The sequence below is a fragment of the Streptomyces sp. NPDC002889 genome, assembly GCF_042888425.1.
In the GTDB taxonomy this organism is placed as follows: domain Bacteria; phylum Actinomycetota; class Actinomycetes; order Streptomycetales; family Streptomycetaceae; genus Streptomyces.
The window spans coordinates 178,059-203,122 of sequence record NZ_JBIAPT010000001.1; the positions used below are offsets into that span (position 1 = coordinate 178,059).

A 25,064-nucleotide genomic window follows, 5' to 3' on the forward strand; every position below is an offset into this window, starting at 1 on the left:
GCTGTACCGAACCCCCCGCCGCATATGCCGCGGTGTTGTTGCCGCCCAGGCGCCCGTGGGTGTTCGCACCTCTCGAACAAATCTCGTACACATCGCGTAAGACCCGCACGTCTCGGAGTTCCGCTTCGTGCAGTTCAGAACCAGTTCAGATCCAAGGAGAGTCCTCGAGCGATGGCCGGTCCAGCGTTCCGCGCCGCCGCCGTCCGGGTGCGCGTCCCTGCCACCAGCGCCAATCTCGGTCCGGGCTTCGATGCCTTCGGGCTGTCGCTCGGCCTGTATGACGACGTGGTCGTCCGGGTCGCGGATTCCGGTCTGCACATCGACATCGCGGGTGAAGGCGCGTCGACGCTGCCTCGCGACGAGAGCCACCTGCTCGTACGGTCCCTGCGTACGGCCTTCGACCTGCTCGGTGGGCAGCCGCGCGGCCTCGAGGTCGTCTGCGCAAACCGCATCCCCCACGGGCGCGGTCTGGGATCGTCCTCGGCGGCCATCTGCGCCGGCATCGTCGCCGCACGCGCGGTGACGATAGGGGGCGACGCCAGACTCGACGACGCCGCGCTGCTGGAACTCGCCACCGAGATCGAGGGACACCCCGACAATGTGGCCGCTTGTCTGCTCGGTGGCTTCACGCTCGCCTGGACCGACGCGGGCGCGGCGCGAGCCATCAGGATGGACCCCACCGATTCCGTCGTTCCGGTGGTTTTCGTGCCCGGCAAGCCGGTGCTGACCGAGACCGCCCGCGGGCTGCTGCCGCGCACCGTCCCGCACGTGGACGCCGCGGCCAACGCGGGCCGGGCAGCCCTGCTTGTCGAGGCGCTGACCAGGCGTCCCGAGCTCCTGCTGCCCGCCACCGAGGACAGGCTCCATCAGGAATACCGCGCTCCGGCGATGCCGCAGAGCGTCGACCTGGTGAACCGACTGCGCGCCGACGGCGTCCCTGCGGTCATCTCCGGTGCGGGGCCCACCGTTCTCGCGCTGGCCGAGAGCGGCGTGGCCGACAAGGTCGCACGGCTTGCGGGCGAGGAGTGGGCGGCCAACCGGCTCACGTTCGACGCGGCGGGTGCGAGCGTCCTGCCACTCGCGTCATAGGGACACAAGATTGCCGGTGATGGAGAGGGGGAATGTTTGTTGGAGCCGGTAGTGTTAATCTCAAGTCTGCAACCGACGTCGTTGAGGCGCGGTGCAGCATCGCGGTCCCCGTCGGGGCCACCATCCTTCCGGGAGCCTCCCAAACTGCCTGAGCAGCCTGCCTGAGCAGTTTCGAGCACGCTCCGGAACCGGCACGACACCCCTCGCTTTTCCCAGGAGTGGGCCGAGCAGGGGGACCTCGGGCCGGGCCTTGCACGTATGCACGTATATCTCTCCGCCGTTTTTTACCGGCGGGACCACCGCTCCGGCACGGTCCGCACCACAGGACCGCAGCCGGACAGCACAACCGGTCGCCGAGCCAGAAGGCCGACGTCCGCTCCAGGGAAGGACCCTTCGTGAGCGACACCACCGATCTGATGGGCGTGACTGCCGACAGCAGCGTCGACACCACCGCGCCCGCCGCAGGTGCTGCCTCTGGCACCACCTCACGGCGCCGCCGCTCCGGCACCGGCCTCGAGGGCATGGTCCTGGCCGAGCTGCAGCAGGTCGCGTCAGGCCTCGGCATCAGGGGCACTGCGCGGATGCGCAAGAGCCAGCTGATCGAGGTCATCAAGGAGGCGCAGGCCGGGGGTACCTCCCAGGCCGCAGGCTCTGGGGGAGGGGCCTCCCAGGCGAAGAGCGCCGAGGCCGACACCGGCGAAGCCGGGACGAAGCCGAAGCGGCGCGCCACCTCCAAGGCGCGGACGGGTGACGAGTCCGCACCGGCCGCGGAGAAGGCCAACAAGCCGGTGAAGGCCGAGAAGGCCGTCGCCCCGCAGCAGATCGACATCCCGGGGCAGCCGGCCAGCGACGACCAGCCTGCCGGGGAGCGCCGCCGTCGCCGTGCCACCGCGCAGGCGGGCAGCCCCGAGACACATACCGAGACCCGCGGCGACACCGCCGTCGAGGTCAGGACGGAGACGCAGCCCGAGGCCAAGACCGAGGCCGCTGCCGCGGCGTCCGCCCAGGAAACCGCCGAGGGCCGCCGGGACCGCGGCCAGCGTGGTGAGCGTGGAGGCGAGCGCGGGGGCGAGCGCGGCGAGCGCCGTGACCGTCAGCGCGACCGCCGCGGCAAGGGCGACGACCAGCAGCAGGGCGGCCAGCGCCAGCAGCGTCAGGGCGGCCAGCAGGGCCCGCAGAGCACCGGCCCGCAGGACGACTTCGACGACGAGGCCGGTGGCCGGCGCGGCCGCCGTGGCCGCTACCGCGACCGTCGTGGGCGCCGTGGCCGTGACGACTTCGCGAGTGACGTGCAGGTCTCCGAGGACGACGTCCTGATCCCCGTCGCGGGCATCCTGGACATCCTGGACAACTACGCGTTCATCCGGACCTCCGGCTACCTGCCCGGCCCGAACGACGTGTACGTGTCCCTGGCCCAGGTCCGCAAGAACGGTCTGCGCAAGGGTGACCATGTCACCGGTGCCGTCCGTCAGCCCAAGGAAGGCGAGCGCCGCGAGAAGTTCAACGCGCTCGTCCGCCTCGACTCGGCGAACGGGATGGCGGCCGAATCCGGCCGCGGGCGCCCGGAGTTCAACAAGCTGACCCCGCTCTACCCGCAGGACCGGCTCCGTCTGGAGACCGACCCGGGCGTGCTGACCACCCGCATCATCGACCTCGTCGCGCCGATCGGTAAAGGCCAGCGCGGTCTGATCGTGGCCCCGCCGAAGACCGGCAAGACCATGATCATGCAGGCGGTCGCCAACGCGATCACGCACAACAACCCCGAGTGCCACCTGATGGTCGTCCTGGTCGACGAGCGTCCGGAAGAGGTCACCGACATGCAGCGGTCGGTCAAGGGCGAGGTCATCTCCTCGACCTTCGACCGCCCGGCCGAGGACCACACCACCGTCGCCGAGCTGGCCATCGAGCGCGCCAAGCGTCTCGTCGAGCTGGGCCACGACGTGGTCGTCCTGCTGGACTCGATCACCCGTCTGGGCCGTGCGTACAACCTGGCGGCCCCGGCCTCCGGACGCATCCTGTCCGGTGGTGTCGACTCGACCGCGCTCTACCCGCCGAAGCGCTTCTTCGGTGCCGCGCGCAACATCGAGGACGGCGGCTCGCTGACCATCCTGGCCACCGCGCTGGTCGACACCGGCTCGCGCATGGACGAGGTGATCTTCGAGGAGTTCAAGGGCACCGGCAACGCGGAGCTCAAGCTCGACCGCAAGCTCGCCGACAAGCGCATCTTCCCTGCGGTGGACGTCGACGCGTCCGGTACGCGCAAGGAAGAGATCCTGCTCAGCAGCGACGAGCTCGCCATCACCTGGAAGCTGCGTCGCGTGCTGCACGCGCTCGATCAGCAGCAGGCCATCGAGCTGCTGCTGGACAAGATGAAGCAGACGAAGTCGAACGCCGAGTTCCTGATGCAGATCCAGAAGACGACCCCGTCCGCCGGCAACGGCGACTGAGTCGTAGGCGCAGGTCAGTACGTAGTCCACAGGGCCGCCCCCGTCATTCCGGTACGCCGGAACGGCGGGGGCGGCCCCGTGTGGTGTCAGGGGCCCCGGTACGATCGCGCTCACCTCGAACACATCTCTGACGAACAGATCTTTCCCGTGGGGGGACTTGAGTGCGCACTACCCGTTCCGGCGGCCGCCACAGACGCCGTCTCAGCCGGATCGTCCCTGCCGCGGCCGCCGCACTGGCGCTGCTGACCGGCGGAACGCTGGCCGCGACGTCGTACGCCGATGAGGCCGACGGTGGCACGAGGCCGTCCATGAAGGCGCCGGAGGGCTTCAAGGTCGTCGAGCCGGACACGGACGACACGGAGCCGTCGGCCCGGACGCGGATCATCGGCGGCACCGGCACCACCGCATCCTGGATGGTGCAGCTGCTCTTCGACGACGACGGCGACGACTACTACGACTTCACATGTGGCGGCACGCTGGTCGCGCCCAACAAGGTGCTGACCGCCGCCCACTGCCTGTACGACCAGAACGGCGTACGGCAGAACTGGGGCAAGTACGGCGCTGTCCTGGCCGGGACGAGCAAACTCGTGGGCGGGCCCGACCACTCCGAGGGCCGGTTCGTGGACGTCCAGCGCAGCTGGGTGCGCGCGGGCTACGGCACCGACGGCAACGCCAACGACATCGCGCTGCTCACCCTCGCCGAGCCGCTGGGCTACGCCACCCTGGAGATGGCCAAGCCCACCGACACCGCGCTCTACACGCCGGGTACCAACGGCACGGCGTACGGCTGGGGGCTCACCGGCTCCGGCGAGCAGGCCACCTTGTCCTCGACGCTGCTCAAGGCGACCCTGCCCATCCAGTCGGACACCGACTGCACCGAGAACTTCAACGAGAACCTGCCGACCGAGCCCGGCCTCTACCAGCCCGGGAAGATGCTCTGCACCGGCCCGCTCGGCACCGGTGACGACGCGACCGGGAAGACCACCTGCCCCGGCGACTCCGGTGGCCCGCTGATCGTCAACGGCAAGGTCGTCGGCGTCGTCTCCTGGGGCATAGGCACCAGTGTCCAGTCCTGCAACGTCCAGGGCACCTTCGAGGTCTTCACCAAGGTCTCGACGTACTCGCCCGCGGTCCGCCCACGCGTCGACGACACCGACGTCACCCGCGACGGCAAGGCCGACCTGTTCGTCCGGGCCGGTGACGGCAAGGGCTACTACAAGAAGTCCACCGGCAGCGGCTTCGAGGCCCGCACGTCGCTGTCCGGCTCCTGGAGCGCGTACAACCTGGTGCTCCAGGCCGACCTGAACCGTGACGGCCACCAGGACTACGTCATCCGCCGCAAGTCCGACGGCGACGTCTTCTGGCGGCACCGCTCGGCGACCAGCTCCACCTACGCCGACACGAAGATCGCCGACGGCTGGGGCACCCGTAAGTTCATCGCCGTCCCCGGCGATGTCACCGGCGACCGGCTGCCCGACATGATCTCCGTTGACTCGGCCGGCAAGCTCTGGGTCTACCCCGGCACCGGCAAGGGGACCTTCGGCGCCCGTGTCGGCGGTGTCAGCGGCTACAGCGGCTTCAACTCCCTGCGCGGCAAGGGCGACTTCAACGGCGACGGCCGCAGCGACCTGATCGCGCGCGGCGCGGACGGTTCGGTCTACCTGCTCAAGGGCACCGGCAAGGGCTCGGCGCCGTACGAGGCGAAGCTCAAGGTCCGCGACTGGGACGGCTACAACGCCTTCGCGGCCCCCGGTGATGTGACCGACGACGGCAAGCCCGACTTCGTGGCCCGTACGCCGGGCGGCACGCTGTACCTCTACCCGGGTACCGGGCGGGCCACCAGCGAGATCTTCGCCACACGCGTCAAGATCGGCACCGGTTACCAGCAGTACAACATCTTCGGCTGAAGTCGCAGGTGAGCGCGGGTCCGCCCGTGATCGCCCGGCCTGCCACCAGGGCCCACCGCCATCGGCGGTGGGCCTTCGGCGTTATGGAACGCTGCTCAGTAGTTCAACGTCCTACAAGTGATGACAGCCGACAAGTGATGACAATCCGCGCCTGAACACCTCAGCCGGGGGGTAGTGGGAGCAACGAGAGCCGAGGGAAGCATGACCGAGCAGAGCAACGGCGCCGGCCGAATACGCGGCCGCGGCAAGCGCCGTAAGAAGCCCACCACAGCGCGGCGTGCGGCGACGGTCGCTGCCGGGTCGGCGGCGGGTCTGGCGCTGCTCGGCGCATCGGGCCTCGGGTTCGCCTACTTCAAGATCAACGGCAATCTGCAGGGCGTCGACATCAACCAGCGCCTCGGCACCGACCGCCCCAAGAACCTCGACAACGGCTCCATGGACATCCTGGTCCTCGGCTCCGACTCCCGGTCCGGCGGGAATTCCGCGTACGGGGTGGACGAGGGCGCCGCCCGCTCCGACACCGCGATGGTCGTGCACGTCCACCAGGGTCACAAGAAGGCCAGTGTGGTCTCGATCCCGCGCGACACCCTCATCGAGCGGCCCGAGTGCACCGACGGGAAGGGCACAGCGGTCGCGGGTGCGCAGCGCGCCATGTTCAACACCGCGTACGAGGTCGGCGGCCCTGCGTGCGCCGTGAAGACCGTCGAGAAGATGTCCGGCATCCGCATGGACCACTACATCGAGGTCGACTTCAGCGGTTTCAAGAAGCTCATCGACGAGCTGGGGGGTGTCGAGATCACCACGACCCGGGCGATCGACGACACCAAGAGCCGTCTGCATCTCGAGCCCGGCACCCACACCCTCGACGGTGAGCAGTCGCTCGGACTGGTCCGCACCCGCAAGAGCGTCGGGGACGGCAGCGACCTGGGCCGCATCCAGCTCCAGCAGGCGTTCATGAAGGCGTTCATCCAGCAGGTCAAGGACGTCGGCGTGTTCAGCAGCCCCAAGAAGATGCTCGATCTGGCCGACGCCGCCACCAAGGCGATCACCCCGGACTCCGAGCTCGACTCGGTGGGCGAGCTCATGGGTTTCGCCCAGGGGCTCGACCGCCTCGGGGCCGACGACGTGCGCATGGTCACGATGCCGGTCGAGTACGACCCCCAGAACCCCAACCGCGTCGTGCCCCTCAAGGCCGACGCCCGCACGGTGTGGCGTGCGCTCAAGCAGGACCGGCCGATCCCCGCGTCCGCGCTCGAGGACTCGGCCGGCGACAAGGGCGAGGCCGCCGGCGTCGTGAGGAGTGAGCGGCCGACCGCGGCCGTGAAGGGCGACTAGTACCAGCGAAAAGGTCCCGCGACAAGGCCCAGGAATACTTCCGGACCCACCCCCGTTTTGGGAGATACGGCCGGTCCTGGCAGACTGGTACGTCGGCCCCGGTTCACGCACGAGCAATCCGCACGTGCGACCCGGTGCCCTCCCGAAACTAGGAGACACCTTGAAGCGCGACATCCACCCCGAGTACGTCGAGACCCAGGTCAGCTGCACCTGCGGCGCGTCGTTCACCACCCGTAGCACGATCGAGAGCGGCAACATCCGCGCCGAGGTCTGCTCCGAGTGCCACCCGTTCTATACGGGCAAGCAGAAGATCCTCGACACCGGTGGCCGTGTGGCCCGCTTCGAGGCCCGCTTCGGCAAGGCTGCCGGCTCCGCCAAGAAGTAGCGAGCCACTGCGCCGGTCCTCGGCCGCCCCCGTTCCGGGGTGGCCGAGGCCGGCGCTTTGTCCGTTCTGAGCAGCCCCCTTCGTGTACAAAAACCAGGAGCCCCCGATGTTCGAGGCGGTCGAGGACCTGATCGGCGAGCACGCCGATCTCGAGAAGAAGCTCGCCGACCCTTCGGTCCACGCGGACCAGGCGAACGCGCGCAGACTCAACAAGCGTTACGCCGAGCTGACCCCGATCGTCGGCACGTACCGCTCCTGGAAGCAGGCCGGGGACGACATCGAGACGGCCCGTGAGTTCGCGCACGACGACCCGGACTTCGCCGCCGAGCTCAAGGTGCTGGAGAAGCAGCGCGAGGAGCTCACCGAGAAGCTGCGCCTGCTGCTCGTCCCGCGCGACCCCAGTGACGACAAGGACGTCATCCTCGAGGTCAAGGCGGGCGCGGGAGGCGACGAGTCCGCGCTGTTCGCCGGCGACCTGTTGCGCATGTATCTGCGCTACGCGGAGCGCGTCGGCTGGAAGACCGAGATCATCGACGCCACCGAGTCCGAACTGGGCGGCTACAAGGACGTCCAGGTCGCGGTGAAGACCAAGGGCGGCCAGGGCGCGACCGAGCCCGGACAGGGTGTGTGGGCCCGGCTGAAGTACGAGGGCGGGGTGCACCGCGTCCAGCGCGTGCCCGCCACCGAGTCCCAGGGCCGTATCCACACCTCCGCGGCCGGTGTCCTGGTGACCCCGGAGGCCGAGGAGATCGACGTCGAGATCCACGCCAACGATCTGCGCATCGACGTCTACCGCTCGTCCGGCCCCGGCGGCCAGTCCGTCAACACCACCGACTCCGCGGTGCGCATCACGCACCTGCCGACCGGCATCGTCGCCTCCTGCCAGAACGAGAAGAGCCAGCTCCAGAACAAGGAGCAGGCGATGCGTATCCTGCGCTCCAGGCTGCTCGCCGCGGCGCAGGAGGAGGCCGAGAAGGAGGCCGCGGACGCGCGCCGCAGCCAGGTCCGCACCGTCGACCGCTCCGAGAAGATCCGTACGTACAACTTCCCGGAAAACCGCATCTCGGACCACCGCGTCGGATTCAAGGCGTACAACTTGGACCAGGTGCTCGACGGGGAACTGGACGCGGTGATCCAGGCCTGTGTCGACGCCGACTCCGCCGCCAAGCTCGCCGCCGCCCAGTAGTACCCGGCAACACCCGTAACACCGCACACCGCCCAGCCCCGGAGGACCAGCGTGCAGTCACAATCTGGGGGACGACCCCCAGGCCCCCGCACTCTGCTGCTTGCCGAGGTGGCCCAGGCCACCCAGCGGCTGGCCGACGCCGGCGTGCCCTCCCCGCGCTTCGACGCCGAGGAGCTCGCCGCGTTCGTGCACGGGGTGAAGCGGGGCGAGCTGCATCTCGTCAAGGACGCGGACTTCGACGCCCGCTACTGGGAGGCCGTCGCCCGCCGCGAGGCCCGCGAGCCGCTCCAGCACATCACCGGACGTGCCTTCTTCCGCTATCTGGAACTGCAGGTCGGCCCCGGCGTCTTCGTGCCCCGCCCCGAGACCGAGTCGGTCGTCGGCTGGGCGATAGACGCCGTACGGGCCATGGACGTCGTCGAGCCGCTCATCGTCGACCTCTGCTCGGGCTCAGGCGCGATCGCGCTGGCCATGGCCCAGGAGGTGCCGCGCTCACGCGTGCACGCCGTGGAGCTGTCCGAGGAGGCGCTGCGCTGGACCCGCAAGAACGCCGAAGGCTCCAGGGTCTCCGTCCACCAGGGCGATGCGCTCACCGCGCTGCCCGAGCTCGACGGTCAGGTCGACCTGGTCATCTCCAACCCGCCGTACATTCCGCTCACCGAGTGGGAGTATGTCGCCCCCGAGGCGCGTGACCACGACCCGCAGATGGCCCTCTTCTCCGGTGAGGACGGACTCGACACCATCCGCGGGATCGAGCGCACCGCGCACCGGCTGCTGCGGCCCGGCGGACTCGTCGTGGTCGAGCACGCCGACACACAGGGCGGCCAGGTGCCGTGGATCTTCAACGAGGAGTCGGGGTGGGCGGACGCGGCCGATCACGCCGACCTCAACAAGCGGCCGCGGTTCGCGACCGCACGCAAGGCCATGCCATGACCGGCAACGAAGACCCGTACATGCTCGAGGAGGCCTGTTAAATGGCACGGCGATACGACTGCAACGACGCGAGTGACCGTACGACGGGCCTGCGCGAAGCCGCGTCGGCGGTCCGCCGCGGCGAGCTGGTCGTGCTGCCCACCGACACCGTGTACGGGATCGGGGCGGACGCCTTCACCTCCGAGGCCGTGGCTGACCTCCTCGAGGCCAAGGGCCGTGGCCGCAATATGCCCACGCCTGTTCTGATCGGCTCCCCGAACACCCTGCACGGCCTGGTCACCGACTTCTCCGAGCACGCCTGGGAGCTCGTCGACGCGTTCTGGCCGGGCGCGCTCACGCTGGTCGCCAAGCACCAGCCGTCGCTGCAGTGGGACCTCGGTGACACCCGTGGCACCGTCGCCATCCGTATGCCGCTGCACCCGGTCGCCATCGAACTGCTCACCGAGGTCGGCCCGATGGCCGTCTCCAGCGCCAACCTCACGGGACACCCGTCGCCCGAGGACTGCGACGCCGCGCAGGAGATGCTCGGCGACTCCGTCTCCGTCTACCTGGACGGCGGCCCGACCCCGGGCATCGTGCCGTCCTCGATCGTCGATGTCACGGGCAAGGTCCCGGTACTGCTGCGCGAGGGGGCGCTCTCGGCCGACGAACTGCGCAAGGTGGTACCCGACCTCGAGGTGGCCAGTTGACCGCCCCTGAGGGGCGTGGCATAGCGGAATCCAGCAGTACGGCGTCCACCTTCCGCATCCTCCACGTCAGCACCGGCAACGTCTGCCGCTCGCCGATCACCGAGCGGCTGACCCGCCATGCCCTGAGCGACCGCCTCGGCGATCCCCTCACGCGCGGCCTGATCGTGGAGAGTGCGGGCACCTGGGGCCACGAGGGCGCCCCGATGGAGGCCAACGCCGAGATCGTCCTCGCGGACTTCGGCGCGGACGCGACCGGATTCGTGGGCCGCGAGCTGCTCGACGAACACGTCATCCGCGCGGACCTGGTCCTCACCGCGACCCGGGACCACCGCGCCCAGGTCATCTCGATGGGCCACTCCGCGGGCCTGCGCACCTTCACGCTCAAGGAGTTCACCCGCCTGGTGCGGGCCATAGACCCGGCCACGCTCCCGGACCCCCGCGAGGAGGGCATGGTGGAACGAGCCAGGGCACTGGTGCGCGCCGCAGCGGCCCTGCGCGGCTGGCTGCTGGCCCCGAGTCCGGACGCGGACGAGGTGTACGACCCGTACGGGGCGCCGATCACGTTCTTCCGCTCGATCGGTGACGAGATCCAGCAGGCGCTGGACCCGGTGGTCACCGCGCTGACGGGCGTGCCCGCCCAGCGCTGAGGGCCGCGTCGGGGATCGCGCCCCCCCGCGTCGTGGGGCAGGCGCACGAGCGGAGTCACACACCGCGCGTGCGCACGGTGCGGGTCCTACATTGGAGATGCCGCAGCTCCTCCGAGGACCGGAGCCGTCATGTCCGTGACCCATCAAACGTCTTCCGTGCAGCCCGTCCACGTGGGCACGTCCTTCGACACGCTGCGCCGTCAGGACCCCCAGATCGCGGACATCCTGTCCGGCGAGGCGCAGCGGCAGAGCACCACACTGCAGCTGATCGCCGCGGAGAACTTCACCTCGCCCGCGGTCCTGGCCGCCCTCGGCTCGCCGCTCGCCAACAAGTACGCCGAGGGCTATCCCGGTGCCCGCCACCACGGCGGCTGCGAACTGGTCGACGCCGCCGAGCGGATCGCGATCGAACGCGCCACCGCGCTGTTCGGCGCCCAACACGCCAATGTGCAGTCGCACTCGGGCTCCTCGGCCGTCCTCGCGGCGTACGCGGCGCTGCTGAAGCCCGGCGACACCGTGCTCGCCATGGGCCTTCCGTACGGCGGCCATCTCACCCATGGCTCGCCCGCGAACTTCTCCGGCCGCTGGTTCGACTTCATCGCCTACGGGGTCGACGCCGAGACCGGTCTCATCGACCACGACCAGGTGCGCGCCCTCGCCCGGCAGCACCGGCCCAAGGCCATCGTGTGCGGCTCGATCTCGTATCCCCGCCACATCGACTACGCCGCCTTCCGCGACGTCGCGGACGAGGTCGGCGCCTATCTGATCGCGGATGCCGCGCACCCGATGGGACTGATCGCGGGCGGCGCGGCCCCCAGCCCCGTCCCGTATGCCGATGTGGTGTGCGCCACCACCCACAAGGTGCTGCGCGGCCCGCGCGGCGGAATGATCCTGTGCGGCTCCGAGCTGGCCGAGCGGATCGACCGGGCGGTCTTCCCCTTCACCCAGGGTGGCGCCCAGATGCACACGATCGCCGCGAAGGCCGTCGCCTTCGGCGAGGCGGCGACGCCGGCGTTCGCCGCGTACGCGCATCAGGTGGTCGCCAATGCCCGGGCGCTCGCCGAGGGGCTCGAGTCGGAGGGCTTCGCCGTGCTGACGGAGGGCACCGACACCCATCTGATCGGCGCGGACACCGCCCCCCTCGGTGTGGACGGCAGGACCGCCCGCGGCCGGCTCGCCGCCGCCGGCATGGTGCTGGACACCTGCGCCCTGCCGTATGGAGACGGCCGTGGCATCCGGCTGGGCACCGCCGCCGTCACCACCCAGGGGATGGGACGGACGGAGATGGCGCGGATCGCGGCGCTGTTCACGGCGGCGCTGCGCAGCGAGGGGGAGCAGGCCCGGGACATCCGCGATCAGGTGCGCGAACTCACGGGGAGATTTCCACCGTTTCAGGGGTAGACGAGCCGTCGTGCAACCATCCCGGCTCCCCGGATGTCCTCAAGCATGCGGCTACCACAGCTAGGGTGTGGGGCTGAGATGGCCAGCGATTCCTGTGGGGCAGCCCGTGCGTGATTACCTGCTGACGCTCTGTGTCACGGCCGCGGTGACGTATCTGCTGACCGGTCCGGTGCGCAAGTTCGCCATCGCGACCGGCGCGATGCCGGAGATCCGTGCCCGTGACGTGCACCGCGAACCGACGCCGCGACTCGGCGGCATCGCGATGTTCTTCGGGCTGTGCGCGGGTCTGCTGGTCGCCGACCATCTGTCCAACCTCAACAGCGTCTTCGAGCTGTCGAACGAACCGCGCGCCCTGCTCTCGGGCGCCGCCCTGATCTGGATCATCGGTGTCCTGGACGACAAGTTCGAGATCGATGCGCTGATCAAGCTCGGCGGCCAGATGATCGCCGCGGGTGTGATGGTGATGCAGGGTCTGACGATCCTGTGGATTCCCGTCCCCGGTATCGGCACCGTCTCGCTGACCAGCTGGCAGGGCACCCTGCTGACCGTCGCCCTCGTCGTCATCACCATCAACGCGGTCAACTTCGTCGACGGTCTGGACGGTCTCGCCGCCGGCATGGTGTGCATCGCGGCCGCGGCCTTCTTCCTGTACTCGTACCGGATCTGGTACGGGTACATGCTGGAGGCCGCAGCCCCCGCCACCCTGTTCACGGCGATCCTGATGGGCATGTGCCTGGGCTTCCTGCCGCACAACATGCACCCGGCCCGGATCTTCATGGGCGACTCCGGCTCGATGCTGATCGGCCTGGTGCTCGCGGCGGCCGCGATCTCGGTGACCGGCCAGGTGGACATGGACGCCCTCAAGCTCTTCGAGGGCGGTACACGCGAGGCCACGCACGCCGCACTGCCGGTCTTCATCCCGCTGCTGCTGCCACTCACGATCATTGCCATCCCGGTCGCCGACCTGGTGCTGGCGATCGTCCGCCGTACCTGGAAGGGCCAGTCCCCGTTCGCGGCGGACCGCGGGCATCTGCACCACCGGCTGCTGGAGATCGGGCACTCGCACAGCCGCGCGGTGCTGATCATGTACTTCTGGTCGGCGCTGATCGCGTTCGGCGTCGTCGCCTACTCCGTGCACTCGGCGTCGATGTGGATCGTGCTGCTCATCGTGGCGCTGAGCGCGGTCGGTCTGGTGCTGTTGCTGCTGCCGCGCTTCACCCCGCGCGCTCCGCGCTGGGCGGAGGCGTTCGTACCGCCGCGCTACCGGCGGCGCCGGGTGGGTCCGCAGCCGCCTGTGGACGTCACGGCGGCCGGGCCGGTGGAGACCGGGATCCCCCGGATCGAGGACGAGCTGGGGGAGCGCACCCCGGTCGCCGCGGGGGTCCAGGGCGTGCACGGCGTCAACGGCGCGACCGCGATCGGCGCCCGTTCGCGCTTCCCGGATCGGCGGAGGGCCGGCACCCGCGGCTGACGGCGTCGTACATCACGCCCATTACCAGACATAGCGAACGTCTGCGGTGCACACACGGGCGGGGTCACTCTCATGTGTGAGAGTTGGCACACCTCTGGGTAAAGACCTCATCAAATAGATTGTGATACCGTTCACGAGATCCCGAGAGAGCGCTGAAGGACCGTAGTGCGACGGTCCGTTGGCCCCGAGGCCCCATCTCGGACCGGGATTACGCTCGTCCATGACGACACCACTTTGCCCCCACCAGCAAGCGGAGCTGCCGCCATGCCGTCCAACGACGCACGCACTCTCATCTTCACCGCCGTACCCACCGCTGTGGCCGGCGTCATCGCCGCAGTCATCAGCGGGGTGGTCGCCGGTGGAAAGGGAGCGATCGGTGCGGGGGTCGGCGCCTTGGTGGTCATCCTCTTCATGGGACTGGGCGTCGTCGTCCTGCAGAGGACCGCGAAACATTTCCCGCAGTTGTTCCAGGCCATGGGTCTGATGCTCTATACGACGCAGTTGCTCGTGCTGTTCATCTTCGTCGCTGCGTTCAAGAACACCGAACTGTTCAATCCCAGGACATTCGCCGCCTCGCTGATCGCGGCGACGGTTGTCTGGGTCGCGGCTCAGGCCCGTGCCTCGATGAAGGCGAAGATCCTTTACGTCGAACCGGAACCGTCTGCTGCCTCCAAGGGCGAAAAGACGGGGCTGTCGACGTGACGGGTAGGGCCGGGATAAGCGCTCGATCGGGATCCTGCTATCGTCCGGTTCCAACTGCGGCACTGCGGGCGCGGGCATCTGAGCTGACGCCTGCTCGATCGCGAGGCTTCGATGCCTGACCGCCGCTCCCACATCCGAAACACCAGTCCGGTGCCGACTCGCGGCTGCGCGCCGCTCCGACACAACGAGGTTGCCGAACCCATGCGTCACGCCGAAGGAGCCCGCGGTGAGTGCTGAACAGACCACGCTCGCCTTTGACTGGAGCTGCCGCATCCTGGCCGACAACGGCTGTGGCTTTCCGGCACCGGGCCTGCACTCCTTCCTCTTCAAGCCGATCGTCACCGTCGGAGGCTTCGAGTTCAACAAGGTGATGCTGCTCGCGCTGCTCACCTCGTTGGTCGTCGTCACCTTCTTCACGATGGCCTTCGGTAAGGCCAAGGTCGTCCCGGGCAAACTGCAGATGATCGGTGAGGCGGGTTACGACTTCGTACGCCGCGGCATCGTCTACGAGACCCTTGGCAAGCGGGAAGGCGAGAAGTACGTCCCGCTCATGGTCTCGATCTTCTTCTTCGTCTGGATCATGAACATCTGGTCCGTGATCCCGCTGGCACAGTTCCCGGTGTCGTCGATCATCGCGTACCCCGTCGTTCTCGCGCTCATCGTCTACGTGATCTGGGTGACGCTGACCTTCAAGCGCCACGGTTTCGTGGGCGGCTGGAAGAACATCACCGGCTACGACAACTCGCTCGGTCCGATCAAGTGGCTCGTGTCGTTCATCGAGTTCTTCTCGAACCTGCTGGTCCGGCCGTTCACCCACGCGGTGCGACTCTTCGCCAACATGTTCGCCGGTCACCTGATGCTGGTGATGTTCACCGTCGCCTCCTGGTACCTGCTGAACAGCTACATGATCCCGGCCGCCGGCGTCTCCTTCGTGATGACGGCAGTCATGATCCTCTTCGAACTTTTCGTGCAGGCCGTCCAGGCATACGTCTTCGTACTGCTGGCCTGCACCTACATCCAGGGCGCTCTCGCCGAGCACCACTGAGCCCAACCCGCCCGCACCACCCCGAAAACGTCCGGTGGCCAACCCCACCGGTCCGTAGATGAAAAGGAAGAATCAGCATGGCTGCCACTGAGACCCTCGCCGCCGTCACCGGTTCGCTCGGCTCCATCGGCTACGGCCTCGCCGCGATCGGCCCCGGCATCGGCGTCGGCATCGTCTTCGGTAACGGCACCCAGGCTCTTGCCCGTCAGCCCGAGGCTGCCGGCCTGATCCGTGCCAACCAGATCCTTGGCTTCGCCTTCTGTGAGGCGCTCGCCCTCATCGGCATCGTTATGCCGTTCGTGTTCGGTAAGTAATCGCTGCTTGCTGACACTTTTCGACGAAAGGCACTGATGTGATCGCCAACATCGTTCAGCTGGCGGCCACGGAGGAGCAGAACCCGCTTCTTCCGCCCGGCCCCGAGCTGCTCGTCGGCACGATCGCCTTCGCCGTCGTCTTCTTCTTCTTCGCGAAGAAGCTCCTCCCGAACATCAACCGTGTTCTGGAAGAGCGTCGCGAGGCCATCGAAGGAGGCATGGAGAAGGCCGAGGCGGCCAAGATCGAGGCCGAGAGCGTCCTGGAGCAGTACAGGGCGCAGCTCGCCGAGGCCCGCCACGAGGCAGCTCGGCTGCGCCAGGAGGCGACCGAGCAGGGCGCCGCGATCATCCAGGAGATGAAGGCGGAAGGCCAGCGGCAGCGTGAGGAGATCATCGCGGCCGGTCACGCCCAGATCGAGGCCGACCGCAAGGCCGCGGCCGCTGCGCTGCGTCAGGACGTGGGCAAGCTCGCCCTCGAACTGGCCGGCAAGCTGGTCGGTGAGTCCCTCGAGGACCAGGCCCGGCAGAGCCGCACCATCGACCGCTTCCTCGACTCCCTCGAGGACGGCGCTTCGAAGACCGAGGCCACCCGATGAACGGTGCGAGCCGCGAGGCGCTGGCTGCCGCACGTGAGGCTCTCGACGCGCTGACCGACAACACGTCGGTCGACGCGAAGAAGCTCGCTGAGGAGCTGGCCGCCGTCACCGCGCTGCTCGACCGCGAGGTATCGCTGCGTCGGGTCCTGACCGACCCGGCGCAGGCCGGGGAGGCCAAGGCCGAACTGGCCGGGCGTCTGCTGGGCGGACAGGTGGGCGGCGAGACCCTCGACCTGGTCACCGGCATGGTCCGCTCCCGCTGGTCGCAGTCGCGTGACCTGGTCGACGCGCTCGAGGAGCTGGCGAGCATCGCCGACCTCACCGCGGCGCAGCAGGCCGGCACGCTCGATGACGTCGAGGACGAGCTGTTCCGGTTCAGCCGGATCCTCGCCGCGAACACCGAGCTGCGGTCCGCTCTGACCAACCGGTCGGCGTCGGCGTCCGCCAAGGCCGAGCTGGTGAGCAGCCTGCTCGGCGGCAAGGCCGATCCGGCCACCGTGCGTCTGGTTGTCCGTCTTGTGACCAAGCCGCGGGGACGTAGCCTGGAGGCGGGACTCGAGTCCCTGTCCAAGCTCGCCGCGGCGCGCCGGGACCGGATGGTCGCCATCGTCACCTCCGCGGTACCGCTGTCCGATGCGCAGAAGCAGCGCCTCGGCGCCGGTCTGGCGAGGATGTACGGCCGCGAGATGCACCTCAACCTCGAGGTGGACCCGTCGGTCATCGGCGGGATTCAGGTGCGGGTCGGCGACGAGGTCATCAACGGCACCATCGCGGACCGGATCGCCGAGGCGAAGCGGCGCATCGCCGGCTGACGGCATCAATTCAACAAGCATGGCAAGCGGCCCGGTTGGGCCGTGCAGAGATTGCAGAAGATTCCTGGGGGTCGGCCCCCAGACCCCCAAAGAAACTTCGGGCCCAACAAGGAGAGCAGGGAACCCAGATGGCGGAGCTCACGATCCGGCCGGAGGAGATCCGGGACGCGCTGGAGAACTTTGTCCAGTCGTACCAGCCGGACGCGGCCTCGCGCGAGGAGGTCGGTACGGTCAGCGTTGCCGGCGACGGCATCGCGAAGGTCGAGGGTCTTCCCTCGGCCATGGCAAACGAGCTGCTGAAGTTCGAGGACGGCACCCTCGGTCTCGCCCTCAACCTTGAGGAGCGCGAGATCGGTGCCATCGTCCTCGGCGAGTTCAGCGGCATCGAGGAGGGCCAGCCGGTCACCCGCACCGGCGAGGTCCTGTCCGTCGCCGTCGGCGAGGGCTACCTCGGCCGTGTGGTCGACCCGCTCGGCACCCCGATCGACGGTCTCGGCGAGATCGAGACCTCGGGCCGCCGCGCGCTGGAACTGCAGGCCCCCACGGTCATGCAGCGCAAGTCGGTGCACGAGCCGATGGAGACCGGCTACAAGGCCGTCGACGCGATGACCCCGATCGGCCGTGGCCAGCGTCAGCTGATCATCGGTGACCGTCAGACCGGCAAGACCGCCCTGGCCGTCGACACGATCATCAACCAGCGCGACAACTGGCGCTCGGGCGACGTGAACAAGCAGGTCCGCTGCATCTACGTCGCCATCGGCCAGAAGGGTTCCACCATCGCGTCCGTGCGCGGCGCGCTGGAGGAGGCCGGCGCTCTGGAGTACACGACCATCGTCGCCGCCCCGGCGTCCGACCCGGCCGGCTTCAAGTACCTTGCGCCGTACACCGGTTCGGCCATCGGGCAGCAGTGGATGTACGAGGGCAAGCACGTCCTGATCATCTTTGACGACCTGTCGAAGCAGGCCGACGCCTACCGCGCCGTGTCCCTGCTGCTGCGCCGCCCGCCGGGCCGTGAGGCCTACCCGGGTGACGTCTTCTACCTGCACTCCCGTCTGCTGGAGCGCTGCGCGAAGCTCTCCGACGAGATGGGCGCCGGTTCGATGACGGGCCTGCCGATCGTCGAGACCAAGGCGAACGACGTGTCGGCGTTCATCCCGACCAACGTCATCTCCATCACCGACGGCCAGTGCTTCCTGGAGTCCGACCTGTTCAACGCCGGCCAGCGTCCGGCCCTGAACGTCGGTATCTCGGTCTCCCGTGTCGGTGGCTCCGCCCAGCACAAGGCAATGAAGCAGGTTTCCGGCCGTCTGCGTGTGGACCTCGCCCAGTTCCGTGAGCTGGAGGCGTTCGCCGCCTTCGGTTCCGACCTGGACGCGGCGTCGAAGGCCTCGCTGGAGCGCGGTAAGCGCATGGTCGAGCTGCTGAAGCAGCCGCAGTACCAGCCGATGTCGACCGAGGACCAGGTCGTCTCCGTCTGGGCCGGCACCACCGGCAAGATGGACGACGTCCCGGTTCAGGACATCCGCCGCTTCGAGCGCGAGCTGCTGGACTACCTGCACCGCGAGGAGAGCGGTCTGATGACCTCGATCCGCGAGGGCGGAAAGCTGTCGGACGACACCCTGACCAAGGTCGCGGACTCCATCGCGGCGTTCAAGAAGCAGTTCGAGACCCACGACGGCAAGCTGCTCGGCGAGGACGCTCCGGCGACCGTCAACGTCTCGAAGTGACGACGGAAGGGACCTGACTCATGGGAGCGCAGCTCCGGGTCTACAAGCGTCGCATCCGGTCCGTCACCGCGACGAAGAAGATCACCAAGGCGATGGAGATGATCGCCGCCTCGCGCATCGTCAAGGCGCAGCGCAAGGTGGCGGCCTCGACTCCGTACGCGACCGAGCTCACCCGCGCGGTCACTGCGGTGGCGACCGGATCGAACACGAAGCACCCCCTCACCACGGAGGCGGAAGCCCCGACCCGTGCCGCGGTTCTGCTCATCACGAGCGACCGCGGTCTGGCCGGCGGCTACTCCTCCAACGCCATCAAGGCGGCCGACCGGCTCATCGAGCGGCTCCGTGGCGAGGGCAAGGAAGTCGACTCGTACATCGTCGGCCGCAAGGGTGTCGCCTACTACGGCTTCCGTGAGCGCAAGGTCACGGAGTCGTGGACCGGGTTCACGGACAGCCCGGAGTACGCGGACGCCAAGAAGGTGGCCGCCCCGCTCATCGAGGCTGTCCAGCTGGACACCGAGCAGGGCGGCGTCGACGAGCTGCACATCGTGTTCACGGAGTTCGTGTCGATGATGACGCAGAACCCCGTCGACAACCGGATGCTGCCGCTCAGCCTTGAAAAGGCCGCGGAGGAGAGCAGCGCGAAGGGCGAGATCCTTCCGCTGTTCGACTTCGAGCCGTCGGCGGAGGACGTCCTCGACGCCCTGCTGCCGCGCTACGTCGAGAGCCGTGTCTACAACGCACTGCTGCAGGCCGCCGCTTCCGAGCACGCGGCCCGCCGTCGGGCGATGAAGTCGGCGACCGACAACGCGGGCGAGCTGATCAACACGCTCTCCCGACTTGCCAACGCGGCCCGCCAGGCCGAAATCACCCAGGAAATCAGCGAGATCGTCGGTGGCTCCAGCGCCTTGGCCGACGCGACCGCGGGGAGTGACAAGTAATGACGACCACTGTTGAGACGGCCGCCGCCACGGGCCGCGTCGCCCGGGTCATCGGCCCGGTCGTCGACGTGGAGTTCCCCGTCGACGCGATGCCGGAGATCTACAACGCGCTGCACGTCGAGGTCGCCGACCCGGCCCTGGACGGCGCCAAGAAGACGCTGACGCTCGAGGTTTCCCAGCACCTCGGTGACGGCATCGTCCGCACCATCTCGATGCAGCCCACCGACGGTCTGGTCCGCCAGGCCACGGTGACCGACACGGGCGCGGGCATCAGCGTCCCGGTCGGCGACTTCACCAAGGGCAAGGTGTTCAACACCCTCGGTGAGGTGCTGAACCACCCCGAGGAGAACGCCAACGTCGGCGAGCGCTGGCCGATCCACCGCAAGGCCCCGGCCTTCGACCAGCTCGAGTCCAAGACCGAGATGTTCGAGACCGGCCTGAAGGTCGTCGACCTTCTCACCCCGTACGTCAAGGGTGGAAAGATCGGTCTGTTCGGTGGTGCCGGTGTCGGCAAGACCGTTCTGATCCAGGAAATGATCATGCGTGTCGCCAACCTCCACGAGGGCGTTTCCGTCTTCGCGGGTGTCGGTGAGCGTACGCGTGAGGGCAACGACCTCATCGCGGAGATGGAAGAGTCCGGCGTTCTGGACAAGACCGCTCTGGTCTTCGGCCAGATGGACGAGCCCCCGGGCACCCGTCTGCGCGTCGCCCTGGCCGGTCTGACCATGGCGGAGTACTTCCGCGATGTGCAGAAGCAGGACGTGCTCTTCTTCATCGACAACATCTTCCGGTTCACCCAGGCCGGTTCCGAGGTGTCCACCCTGCTCGGCCGTATGCCGTCCGCGGTGGGTTACCAGCCGAACCTGGCGGACGAGATGGGTCTGCTGCAGGAGCGCATCACCTCGACCCGTGGACACTCGATCACCTCGATGCAGGCGATCTACGTCCCCGCGGACGACCTGACCGACCCGGCGCCGGCCACCACGTTCGCCCACCTCGACGCGACGACGGTTCTGTCCCGTCCGATCTCCGAGAAGGGCATCTACCCCGCGGTGGACCCGCTGGACTCCACGTCCCGCATCCTGGACCCGCGCTACATCGCGCAGGACCACTACGAGGCCGCGATGCGCGTCAAGGGGATCCTGCAGAAGTACAAGGACCTCCAGGACATCATCGCGATCCTCGGTATCGACGAGCTGGGCGAGGAGGACAAGCTTGTTGTCCACCGTGCCCGTCGTGTCGAGCGCTTCCTGTCCCAGAACACCCACGCGGCGAAGCAGTTCACCGGTGTGGACGGTTCGGACGTGCCGCTGGACGAGTCGATCGCCGCGTTCAACGCGATCTGCGACGGTGAGTACGACCACTTCCCGGAGCAGGCGTTCTTCATGTGCGGTGGTCTTGAGGACCTCAAGAAGAACGCCAAGGAGCTCGGCGTCTCCTGAGTCCCGTGACTCATTGAAGGGGGCGGGTGCGTCCCGCCCCCTTCTCCACGCCCCTTAGAATTGACCCAACACCCGGCACAACCGCCGGGTGGTGACCCGAGGAGCCACCCTTGGCTGCTGAGCTGCACGTCGAGCTGGTCGCTGCCGACCGACAGGTCTGGTCCGGCGAGGCCACCCTGGTCGTCGCGCGTACCACGTCCGGCGACATCGGCGTCATGCCCGGTCACCAGCCGCTGCTCGGTGTGCTGGAGTCGGGCCCGGTGACCATCCGTACGACCTCCGAGAGCGGGGGCGGGACCGTCGTCGCCGCGGTGCACGGCGGTTTCATCTCGTTCGCGGACAACAAGCTGTCGCTGCTGGCGGAGATCGCCGAGCTGGCGGACGAGATCGATGTCAAGCGCGCCGAGCGTGCGCTGGAGCGCGCCAAGTCCGACGCGGACGGCGCCGCCGAGCGTCGCGCCGATGTCCGGCTGCGTGCGGTGGCGGTGCACTAGTCACCCCGCCGACAGTTTTTCCCTCAGCCGCGGCCGGGCCGGAGCCACTCCAGACCCGTGCCGCGGCTGAGGCGATGCAGGTGCACGTGATATTCGGTTACGGGACGATGCGAGGAGGTCGGTGGAGATGGTCCTCGCTCTGCTTGTGAGCTGCCTGGTCGTCGCACTGGTAGTGATCGGGTTGTTCGCCTTCGGGCTGCGCCGGCGGCTCATCCAGCGCTCCGGTGGCACCTTCGACTGCAGCCTGCGCTGGAACGTCCCGGAGAAGACCGACCTCTCCGGCAAGGGCTGGGTCTATGGAGTCGCCCGGTACAGCGGTGACCGGATCGAGTGGTTTCGGGTCTTCTCGTACGCCCTGCGCCCCCGCCGGGTTCTCGAGCGCTCGGCGATCGAGGTGCTCGCGCGCCGTACGCCCGAGGGCGAGGAGGAGCTCGCGCTCCTGTCCGACGCGGTCGTACTCGGCTGCCGGCATCGCGGCACCTACCTGGAACTGGCGATGAGCGAGGACGCGCTGACCGGCTTCCTCGCCTGGCTGGAGGCGGCACCGCCCGGCCAGAGGGTGAATGTCGCCTAGCGCCCGGACCGTGCCTGGTCGGGCGCGGGCAGGATGACCCGGGGCGCGCGCAGGGACGCCGGCCGGTTCTCCCACTCCCGCGGATAGCCCACCGACACCTCTTCGAACCGCACCCCGTCGGCCCACAGGGTCCGTGGAATGTGCAGATGCCCGTAGACGACGGTGTGCGCACGGAATCTGCGGTGCCAGTCCGCGGTGCGCTCGGTGCCGCACCACTGGGCGAACTCCGGATAACGCAGTACCTCGGTGGGGTGTCGCGTCAGCGGGAAGTGATTGACCAGGACGGTCGGCAGCGTCGGATCGCAGGCCGCGAGCCGCTGTTCGGTGATCTCCACCCGGGCACGGCACCAGGCGTCACGGCTCGGATACGGGTCCGGGTGCAGCAGGAATTCGTCGGAGCACACCACCCCCTTGCTGTACGCGGCCGCCAGCGACTCCTCCTTGGTCGCGGTGCCTGGCGCGTGGAAGGTGTAGTCGTAGAGGACGAAGAGCGGGGCGACCACGACGGGGCCGCCCGCGCCGTGCCACACGGGGTACGGATCCTCCGGGGTCAGCACTCCGAGCCGGCGGCAGATCGCCACCAGGTGCTCGTACCGTGCCTGGCCGCGCAGCTGGACCGGATCGGCGCGCGGCGTCCACAGCTCGTGGTTGCCGGGCGTCCACACCACGGTGTCGAACCGTTCGGCGAGCAGGGACAGGGTCCATTCGACGTCGGCGACGATTTCTCCGACATCACCGGCCACGAGCAGCCAGTCCGCAGGGGACCGGGGATGCAGGCCTTCGACGATCGCGCGATTGTCCGGATGGGCCGTATGCAGGTCGCTGATCGCGAGCAGCCGGCCCGTTCCCCCGTGTAATCCAGCCACGATCCGGACGGTACCACCGTACGTGAAGGGCCGTCAGCAGCGTGGCTGCCGACGGCCCTCGGTGCTGGGTGGGCGGCGGGCTCAGCCGAGCCCGCTGTTGATCGCGCTCACCAGCTCTCCGTTCGTGGTGTCACCGCTGAACTCCCAGAAGAACGCGCCTCCCAGGCCCTGGCCGTTCGCCCAGCTCATCTTCGAGGTGACGGTGGCGGGGGTGTCGTAGCTCCACCAGTTGCTTCCGCATTTGGCGTACGCCGTGCCGGCGATCGTCCCGGTGGACGGGCAGGTGTTCTTGAGGACCTTGTAGTCCTCGATGCCCTGTTCGTACGTGCCGGGAGCCGGTCCCGTCGCCGTACCGCCCGGGGCTGCCTGGGTCACGCCGGTCCAGCCGCGTCCGTAGAAGCCGATGCCGAGCAGCAGCTTGGACGAGGGCACGCCTTTCGCCTTGAACTTGGTGATCGCCTCGGCGGAGTTGAAGCCCGCCTGGGGGATACCCGCGTACGAGGTGAGAGGGGAGTGCGGGGCCGTGGGGCCCTGGGCCGCCCAGGCGCCGAAGAAGTCGTACGTCATCACGTTGTACCAGTTGACGTAACTGGCGGCGCCCCCGTAGTCGGCGGCGTCGATCTTGCCGCCGGACGAGGCGTCGGCCGTGACGGCCGCGGTGACCAGGTTGTTGGTACCGAACTTGGCGCGCATGGCCTGCATCATGTTCTTGAACGCGGCGGGGCCGCTGGTGTCGCAGGACAGACCGCAGGCGTTCGGGTACTCCCAGTCCAGGTCGATGCCGTCGAAGACATCGGCCCAGCGCGGGTCCTCGACCAGGTCGTAGCAGGACTGGGCGAAGGCGGCAGGATTGGCGGCCGCCTGGCCGAACCCGCCGGACCAGGTCCAGCCGCCGAACGACCACAGCACCTTGATGTGCGGGTACTTGGCCTTCAGCTTGCGCAGCTGGTTGAAGTTGCCGCGCAGCGGCTGGTCCCAGGTGTCGGCGACGCCGTCGACGGACTGGTCGGCCGTGTACGCCTTGTCGTAGTCGGCGTAGGCGTCACCGATGGTGCAGCGGCCGCCGGAGACATTGCCGAAGGCGTAGTTGATGTGTGTGATCTTCGACGCCGATCCGGAGGTCACCAGGTTCTTCACGTGGTAGTTGCGCTGGTAGACGCCCCACTCGGTGAAGTAGCCCAGCTTGACCTTGCCGCCGGGCCCGGGGCCCGGGTCGGTGCCGCCGCCGGTGGTGCGTACGGCGCGGGCTCCGCTGACCGGGCCCGTCTGGTCGGCGGTGTCACGCGCCTGGACCGTGTACGAGTAGTCCGTGCCCGCCGTCAGTCCGGTGCTGGTGTACGTGAGCCCGGTGACCGTGGCGACCTTGGTGCCGTCGCGCAGGATGTCGTAGTTCTTGATGCCCTTGTCGTCGGTGGCCGCGGTCCAGCTCAGCGTCACCGCGGTGTTGGTGATGTTGCTCGCGGACGGGGTGCCGGGAGCGGAGGGCGGATTGTCGCCGGGTACGGAGCCGCCGTCGCACGAGCCGCCGTTGATCCTGCAGTTGCCCGGGGAGCCGGGCCCTGCGCCGTTGAAGCCGAAGGAGACGGAGGCGCCAGGGGCGAGAGTGCCGTTCCAGCTCTTGTTCTTGGCGGTCCAGTGGGTTCCGGAGCCCGTGACGTCGGCGTCCCAGGCCGAGGTGACGGATGTGCCGGAGGGGAAGTCCCACTCGACGGTCCAGGACGCGATCGAGGTGGTGCCGGTGTTCTTCACCGTCCACTTGCCCTCGAAGCCGGTGCCCCAGTCGGACACCTTGGTGTACGTGGCGGTCGCGGCGGTCGCTGCCTCGGCGGGCGTGGCGAGGCCGACCAGCGCGGCGAGGGGGAGCAGCAGGGCGGTCAGTCCCGCCGTGGCTCTGGATCTGAACCGGAATCTGCGTCCGGCGGCAGGGGTCGGAGTGCTCAAGGGTGCTCCTCGAGTTGGCGGACGGACAATCGGAGGGGTCGGTCCGTGCGGGCACTCGGCGGGGCTCACCGCAGTGTGCCGTGCGGTGAGAGTAGGAAGGTCTGGACCAATCGTCAATAGGTC

The 25,064-nt window shown here is 68.6% G+C and carries 23 protein-coding genes; 21 read left to right on the top strand and 2 right to left on the bottom strand.

Translation table 11 applies throughout. The features are described from left to right. Window positions 1-171: 171 nt before the first annotated feature. The 21 genes from thrB to ACFYWI_RS00925 all read left to right on the top strand — a co-directional run bounded on the left by thrB (window position 172) and on the right by ACFYWI_RS00925 (window position 22,134). The gene (gene thrB, locus ACFYWI_RS00825) at window positions 172-1,089 is read left to right on the top strand and encodes a homoserine kinase (protein WP_389223374.1); all 918 of its coding nucleotides are present in this window, start codon (window positions 172-174) and stop codon (window positions 1,087-1,089) included. 395 nt (window positions 1,090-1,484) lie between these two features. Next, window positions 1,485-3,536, top strand: coding sequence for a transcription termination factor Rho (gene rho, locus ACFYWI_RS00830; RefSeq protein ID WP_389223377.1), 2,052 nt, complete (start codon window positions 1,485-1,487; stop codon window positions 3,534-3,536). 161 nt (window positions 3,537-3,697) lie between these two features. Continuing rightward, window positions 3,698-5,443 carry a trypsin-like serine protease gene (locus tag ACFYWI_RS00835; RefSeq protein WP_389223380.1) on the top strand — a complete coding sequence of 582 codons (1,746 nt, stop codon included), beginning with the start codon at window positions 3,698-3,700 and terminating at the stop codon, window positions 5,441-5,443. A 201-nt stretch (window positions 5,444-5,644) separates the two neighbouring features. After that, entirely contained in the window at window positions 5,645-6,778 is a 1,134-nt protein-coding gene (locus tag ACFYWI_RS00840; RefSeq protein WP_389223383.1) for an LCP family protein, read from the top strand. 160 nt (window positions 6,779-6,938) lie between these two features. Further along, window positions 6,939-7,163, top strand: a complete 225-nt coding sequence (gene rpmE, locus ACFYWI_RS00845; RefSeq protein ID WP_264247201.1) for a 50S ribosomal protein L31 — start codon at window positions 6,939-6,941, stop codon at window positions 7,161-7,163. 106 nt (window positions 7,164-7,269) lie between these two features. Further along, window positions 7,270-8,349, top strand: coding sequence for a peptide chain release factor 1 (prfA, locus tag ACFYWI_RS00850; protein ID WP_389223387.1), 1,080 nt, complete (start codon window positions 7,270-7,272; stop codon window positions 8,347-8,349). A 51-nt stretch (window positions 8,350-8,400) separates the two neighbouring features. Further along, on the top strand, window positions 8,401-9,282 hold the full coding sequence (gene prmC, locus ACFYWI_RS00855) for a peptide chain release factor N(5)-glutamine methyltransferase (protein WP_389223390.1): 882 nt from the start codon (window positions 8,401-8,403) through the stop codon (window positions 9,280-9,282). Window positions 9,283-9,323: 41 nt separating this feature from the next. Next, window positions 9,324-9,971 (top strand): L-threonylcarbamoyladenylate synthase, encoded by a 648-nt coding sequence (locus tag ACFYWI_RS00860; RefSeq protein WP_389223393.1) that lies wholly within the window; start codon window positions 9,324-9,326, stop codon window positions 9,969-9,971. Next, window positions 9,968-10,618 carry a protein-tyrosine-phosphatase gene (locus ACFYWI_RS00865; RefSeq protein WP_389223396.1) on the top strand — a complete coding sequence of 217 codons (651 nt, stop codon included), beginning with the start codon at window positions 9,968-9,970 and terminating at the stop codon, window positions 10,616-10,618. The genes ACFYWI_RS00860 and ACFYWI_RS00865 overlap by 4 nt, the downstream gene beginning before the upstream one ends. A gap of 129 nt (window positions 10,619-10,747) precedes the next feature. After that, window positions 10,748-12,019 (top strand): serine hydroxymethyltransferase, encoded by a 1,272-nt coding sequence (glyA, locus tag ACFYWI_RS00870; protein ID WP_389223399.1) that lies wholly within the window; start codon window positions 10,748-10,750, stop codon window positions 12,017-12,019. Between the two features lie 106 nt (window positions 12,020-12,125). Beyond that, window positions 12,126-13,490, top strand: a complete 1,365-nt coding sequence (locus ACFYWI_RS00875; RefSeq protein ID WP_389223402.1) for an MraY family glycosyltransferase — start codon at window positions 12,126-12,128, stop codon at window positions 13,488-13,490. A gap of 264 nt (window positions 13,491-13,754) precedes the next feature. Next, window positions 13,755-14,192 (top strand): hypothetical protein, encoded by a 438-nt coding sequence (locus ACFYWI_RS00880; protein ID WP_389223405.1) that lies wholly within the window; start codon window positions 13,755-13,757, stop codon window positions 14,190-14,192. Window positions 14,193-14,466: 274 nt separating this feature from the next. Continuing rightward, window positions 14,467-15,237: a F0F1 ATP synthase subunit A gene (gene atpB / locus ACFYWI_RS00885; RefSeq protein ID WP_389224410.1), complete on the top strand. Its 771-nt coding sequence runs from the start codon at window positions 14,467-14,469 to the stop codon at window positions 15,235-15,237. Between the two features lie 77 nt (window positions 15,238-15,314). Continuing rightward, window positions 15,315-15,551 carry an ATP synthase F0 subunit C gene (gene atpE, locus ACFYWI_RS00890; protein WP_389223408.1) on the top strand — a complete coding sequence of 79 codons (237 nt, stop codon included), beginning with the start codon at window positions 15,315-15,317 and terminating at the stop codon, window positions 15,549-15,551. Between the two features lie 38 nt (window positions 15,552-15,589). After that, a complete protein-coding gene (locus ACFYWI_RS00895) occupies window positions 15,590-16,147 on the top strand; it encodes a F0F1 ATP synthase subunit B (RefSeq protein WP_389223411.1) in 558 nt (185 codons plus the stop codon). After that, a complete protein-coding gene (locus ACFYWI_RS00900; protein WP_389223414.1) occupies window positions 16,144-16,959 on the top strand; it encodes a F0F1 ATP synthase subunit delta in 816 nt (271 codons plus the stop codon). The genes ACFYWI_RS00895 and ACFYWI_RS00900 overlap by 4 nt, the downstream gene beginning before the upstream one ends. A 128-nt stretch (window positions 16,960-17,087) precedes the next feature. Further along, the gene (gene atpA, locus ACFYWI_RS00905) at window positions 17,088-18,686 is read left to right on the top strand and encodes a F0F1 ATP synthase subunit alpha (protein ID WP_389223417.1); all 1,599 of its coding nucleotides are present in this window, start codon (window positions 17,088-17,090) and stop codon (window positions 18,684-18,686) included. Between the two features lie 20 nt (window positions 18,687-18,706). Beyond that, entirely contained in the window at window positions 18,707-19,624 is a 918-nt protein-coding gene (locus ACFYWI_RS00910) for a F0F1 ATP synthase subunit gamma (RefSeq protein ID WP_389223420.1), read from the top strand. Further along, entirely contained in the window at window positions 19,624-21,066 is a 1,443-nt protein-coding gene (gene atpD, locus ACFYWI_RS00915; protein WP_389223422.1) for a F0F1 ATP synthase subunit beta, read from the top strand. Before ACFYWI_RS00910 ends, atpD begins: the two co-directional genes overlap by 1 nt. A 110-nt stretch (window positions 21,067-21,176) precedes the next feature. Further along, complete coding sequence (locus ACFYWI_RS00920; protein ID WP_389223425.1) at window positions 21,177-21,560, top strand: F0F1 ATP synthase subunit epsilon; 384 nt, start codon at window positions 21,177-21,179, stop codon at window positions 21,558-21,560. A gap of 127 nt (window positions 21,561-21,687) precedes the next feature. Continuing rightward, the gene (locus tag ACFYWI_RS00925) at window positions 21,688-22,134 is read left to right on the top strand and encodes a DUF2550 domain-containing protein (protein ID WP_389223432.1); all 447 of its coding nucleotides are present in this window, start codon (window positions 21,688-21,690) and stop codon (window positions 22,132-22,134) included. Here ACFYWI_RS00925 and ACFYWI_RS00930 read toward each other — a convergent pair. Beyond that, complete coding sequence (locus ACFYWI_RS00930) at window positions 22,131-23,003, bottom strand: metallophosphoesterase family protein (RefSeq protein WP_389224412.1); 873 nt, start codon at window positions 23,001-23,003, stop codon at window positions 22,131-22,133. The two genes, ACFYWI_RS00925 and ACFYWI_RS00930, sit on opposite strands and share 4 nt — an antisense overlap. Before the next feature lie 78 nt (window positions 23,004-23,081). Then, a complete protein-coding gene (locus ACFYWI_RS00935; protein ID WP_389223435.1) occupies window positions 23,082-24,941 on the bottom strand; it encodes a glycosyl hydrolase family 18 protein in 1,860 nt (619 codons plus the stop codon). Between the last annotated feature and the right edge of the window lie 123 nt (window positions 24,942-25,064).

Excerpts from the sequence above, each read along its gene's own strand:
- ACFYWI_RS00860 (WP_389223393.1), top strand. The coding sequence starts at position 9,324 with ATGGCACGGCGATACGACTGCAACGACGCGAGTGACCGTACGACGGGC.
- thrB (WP_389223374.1), top strand. The coding sequence starts at position 172 with ATGGCCGGTCCAGCGTTCCGCGCCGCCGCCGTCCGGGTGCGCGTCCCT.
- ACFYWI_RS00900 (WP_389223414.1), top strand. The coding sequence starts at position 16,144 with ATGAACGGTGCGAGCCGCGAGGCGCTGGCTGCCGCACGTGAGGCTCTC.
- ACFYWI_RS00880 (WP_389223405.1), top strand. The coding sequence starts at position 13,755 with ATGCCGTCCAACGACGCACGCACTCTCATCTTCACCGCCGTACCCACC.
- glyA (WP_389223399.1), top strand. The coding sequence starts at position 10,748 with ATGTCCGTGACCCATCAAACGTCTTCCGTGCAGCCCGTCCACGTGGGC.
- prfA (WP_389223387.1), top strand. The coding sequence starts at position 7,270 with ATGTTCGAGGCGGTCGAGGACCTGATCGGCGAGCACGCCGATCTCGAG.
- atpD (WP_389223422.1), top strand. The coding sequence starts at position 19,624 with ATGACGACCACTGTTGAGACGGCCGCCGCCACGGGCCGCGTCGCCCGG.
- atpA (WP_389223417.1), top strand. The coding sequence starts at position 17,088 with ATGGCGGAGCTCACGATCCGGCCGGAGGAGATCCGGGACGCGCTGGAG.
- atpE (WP_389223408.1), top strand. The coding sequence starts at position 15,315 with ATGGCTGCCACTGAGACCCTCGCCGCCGTCACCGGTTCGCTCGGCTCC.
- ACFYWI_RS00910 (WP_389223420.1), top strand. The coding sequence starts at position 18,707 with ATGGGAGCGCAGCTCCGGGTCTACAAGCGTCGCATCCGGTCCGTCACC.
- ACFYWI_RS00925 (WP_389223432.1), top strand. The coding sequence starts at position 21,688 with ATGGTCCTCGCTCTGCTTGTGAGCTGCCTGGTCGTCGCACTGGTAGTG.
- ACFYWI_RS00840 (WP_389223383.1), top strand. The coding sequence starts at position 5,645 with ATGACCGAGCAGAGCAACGGCGCCGGCCGAATACGCGGCCGCGGCAAG.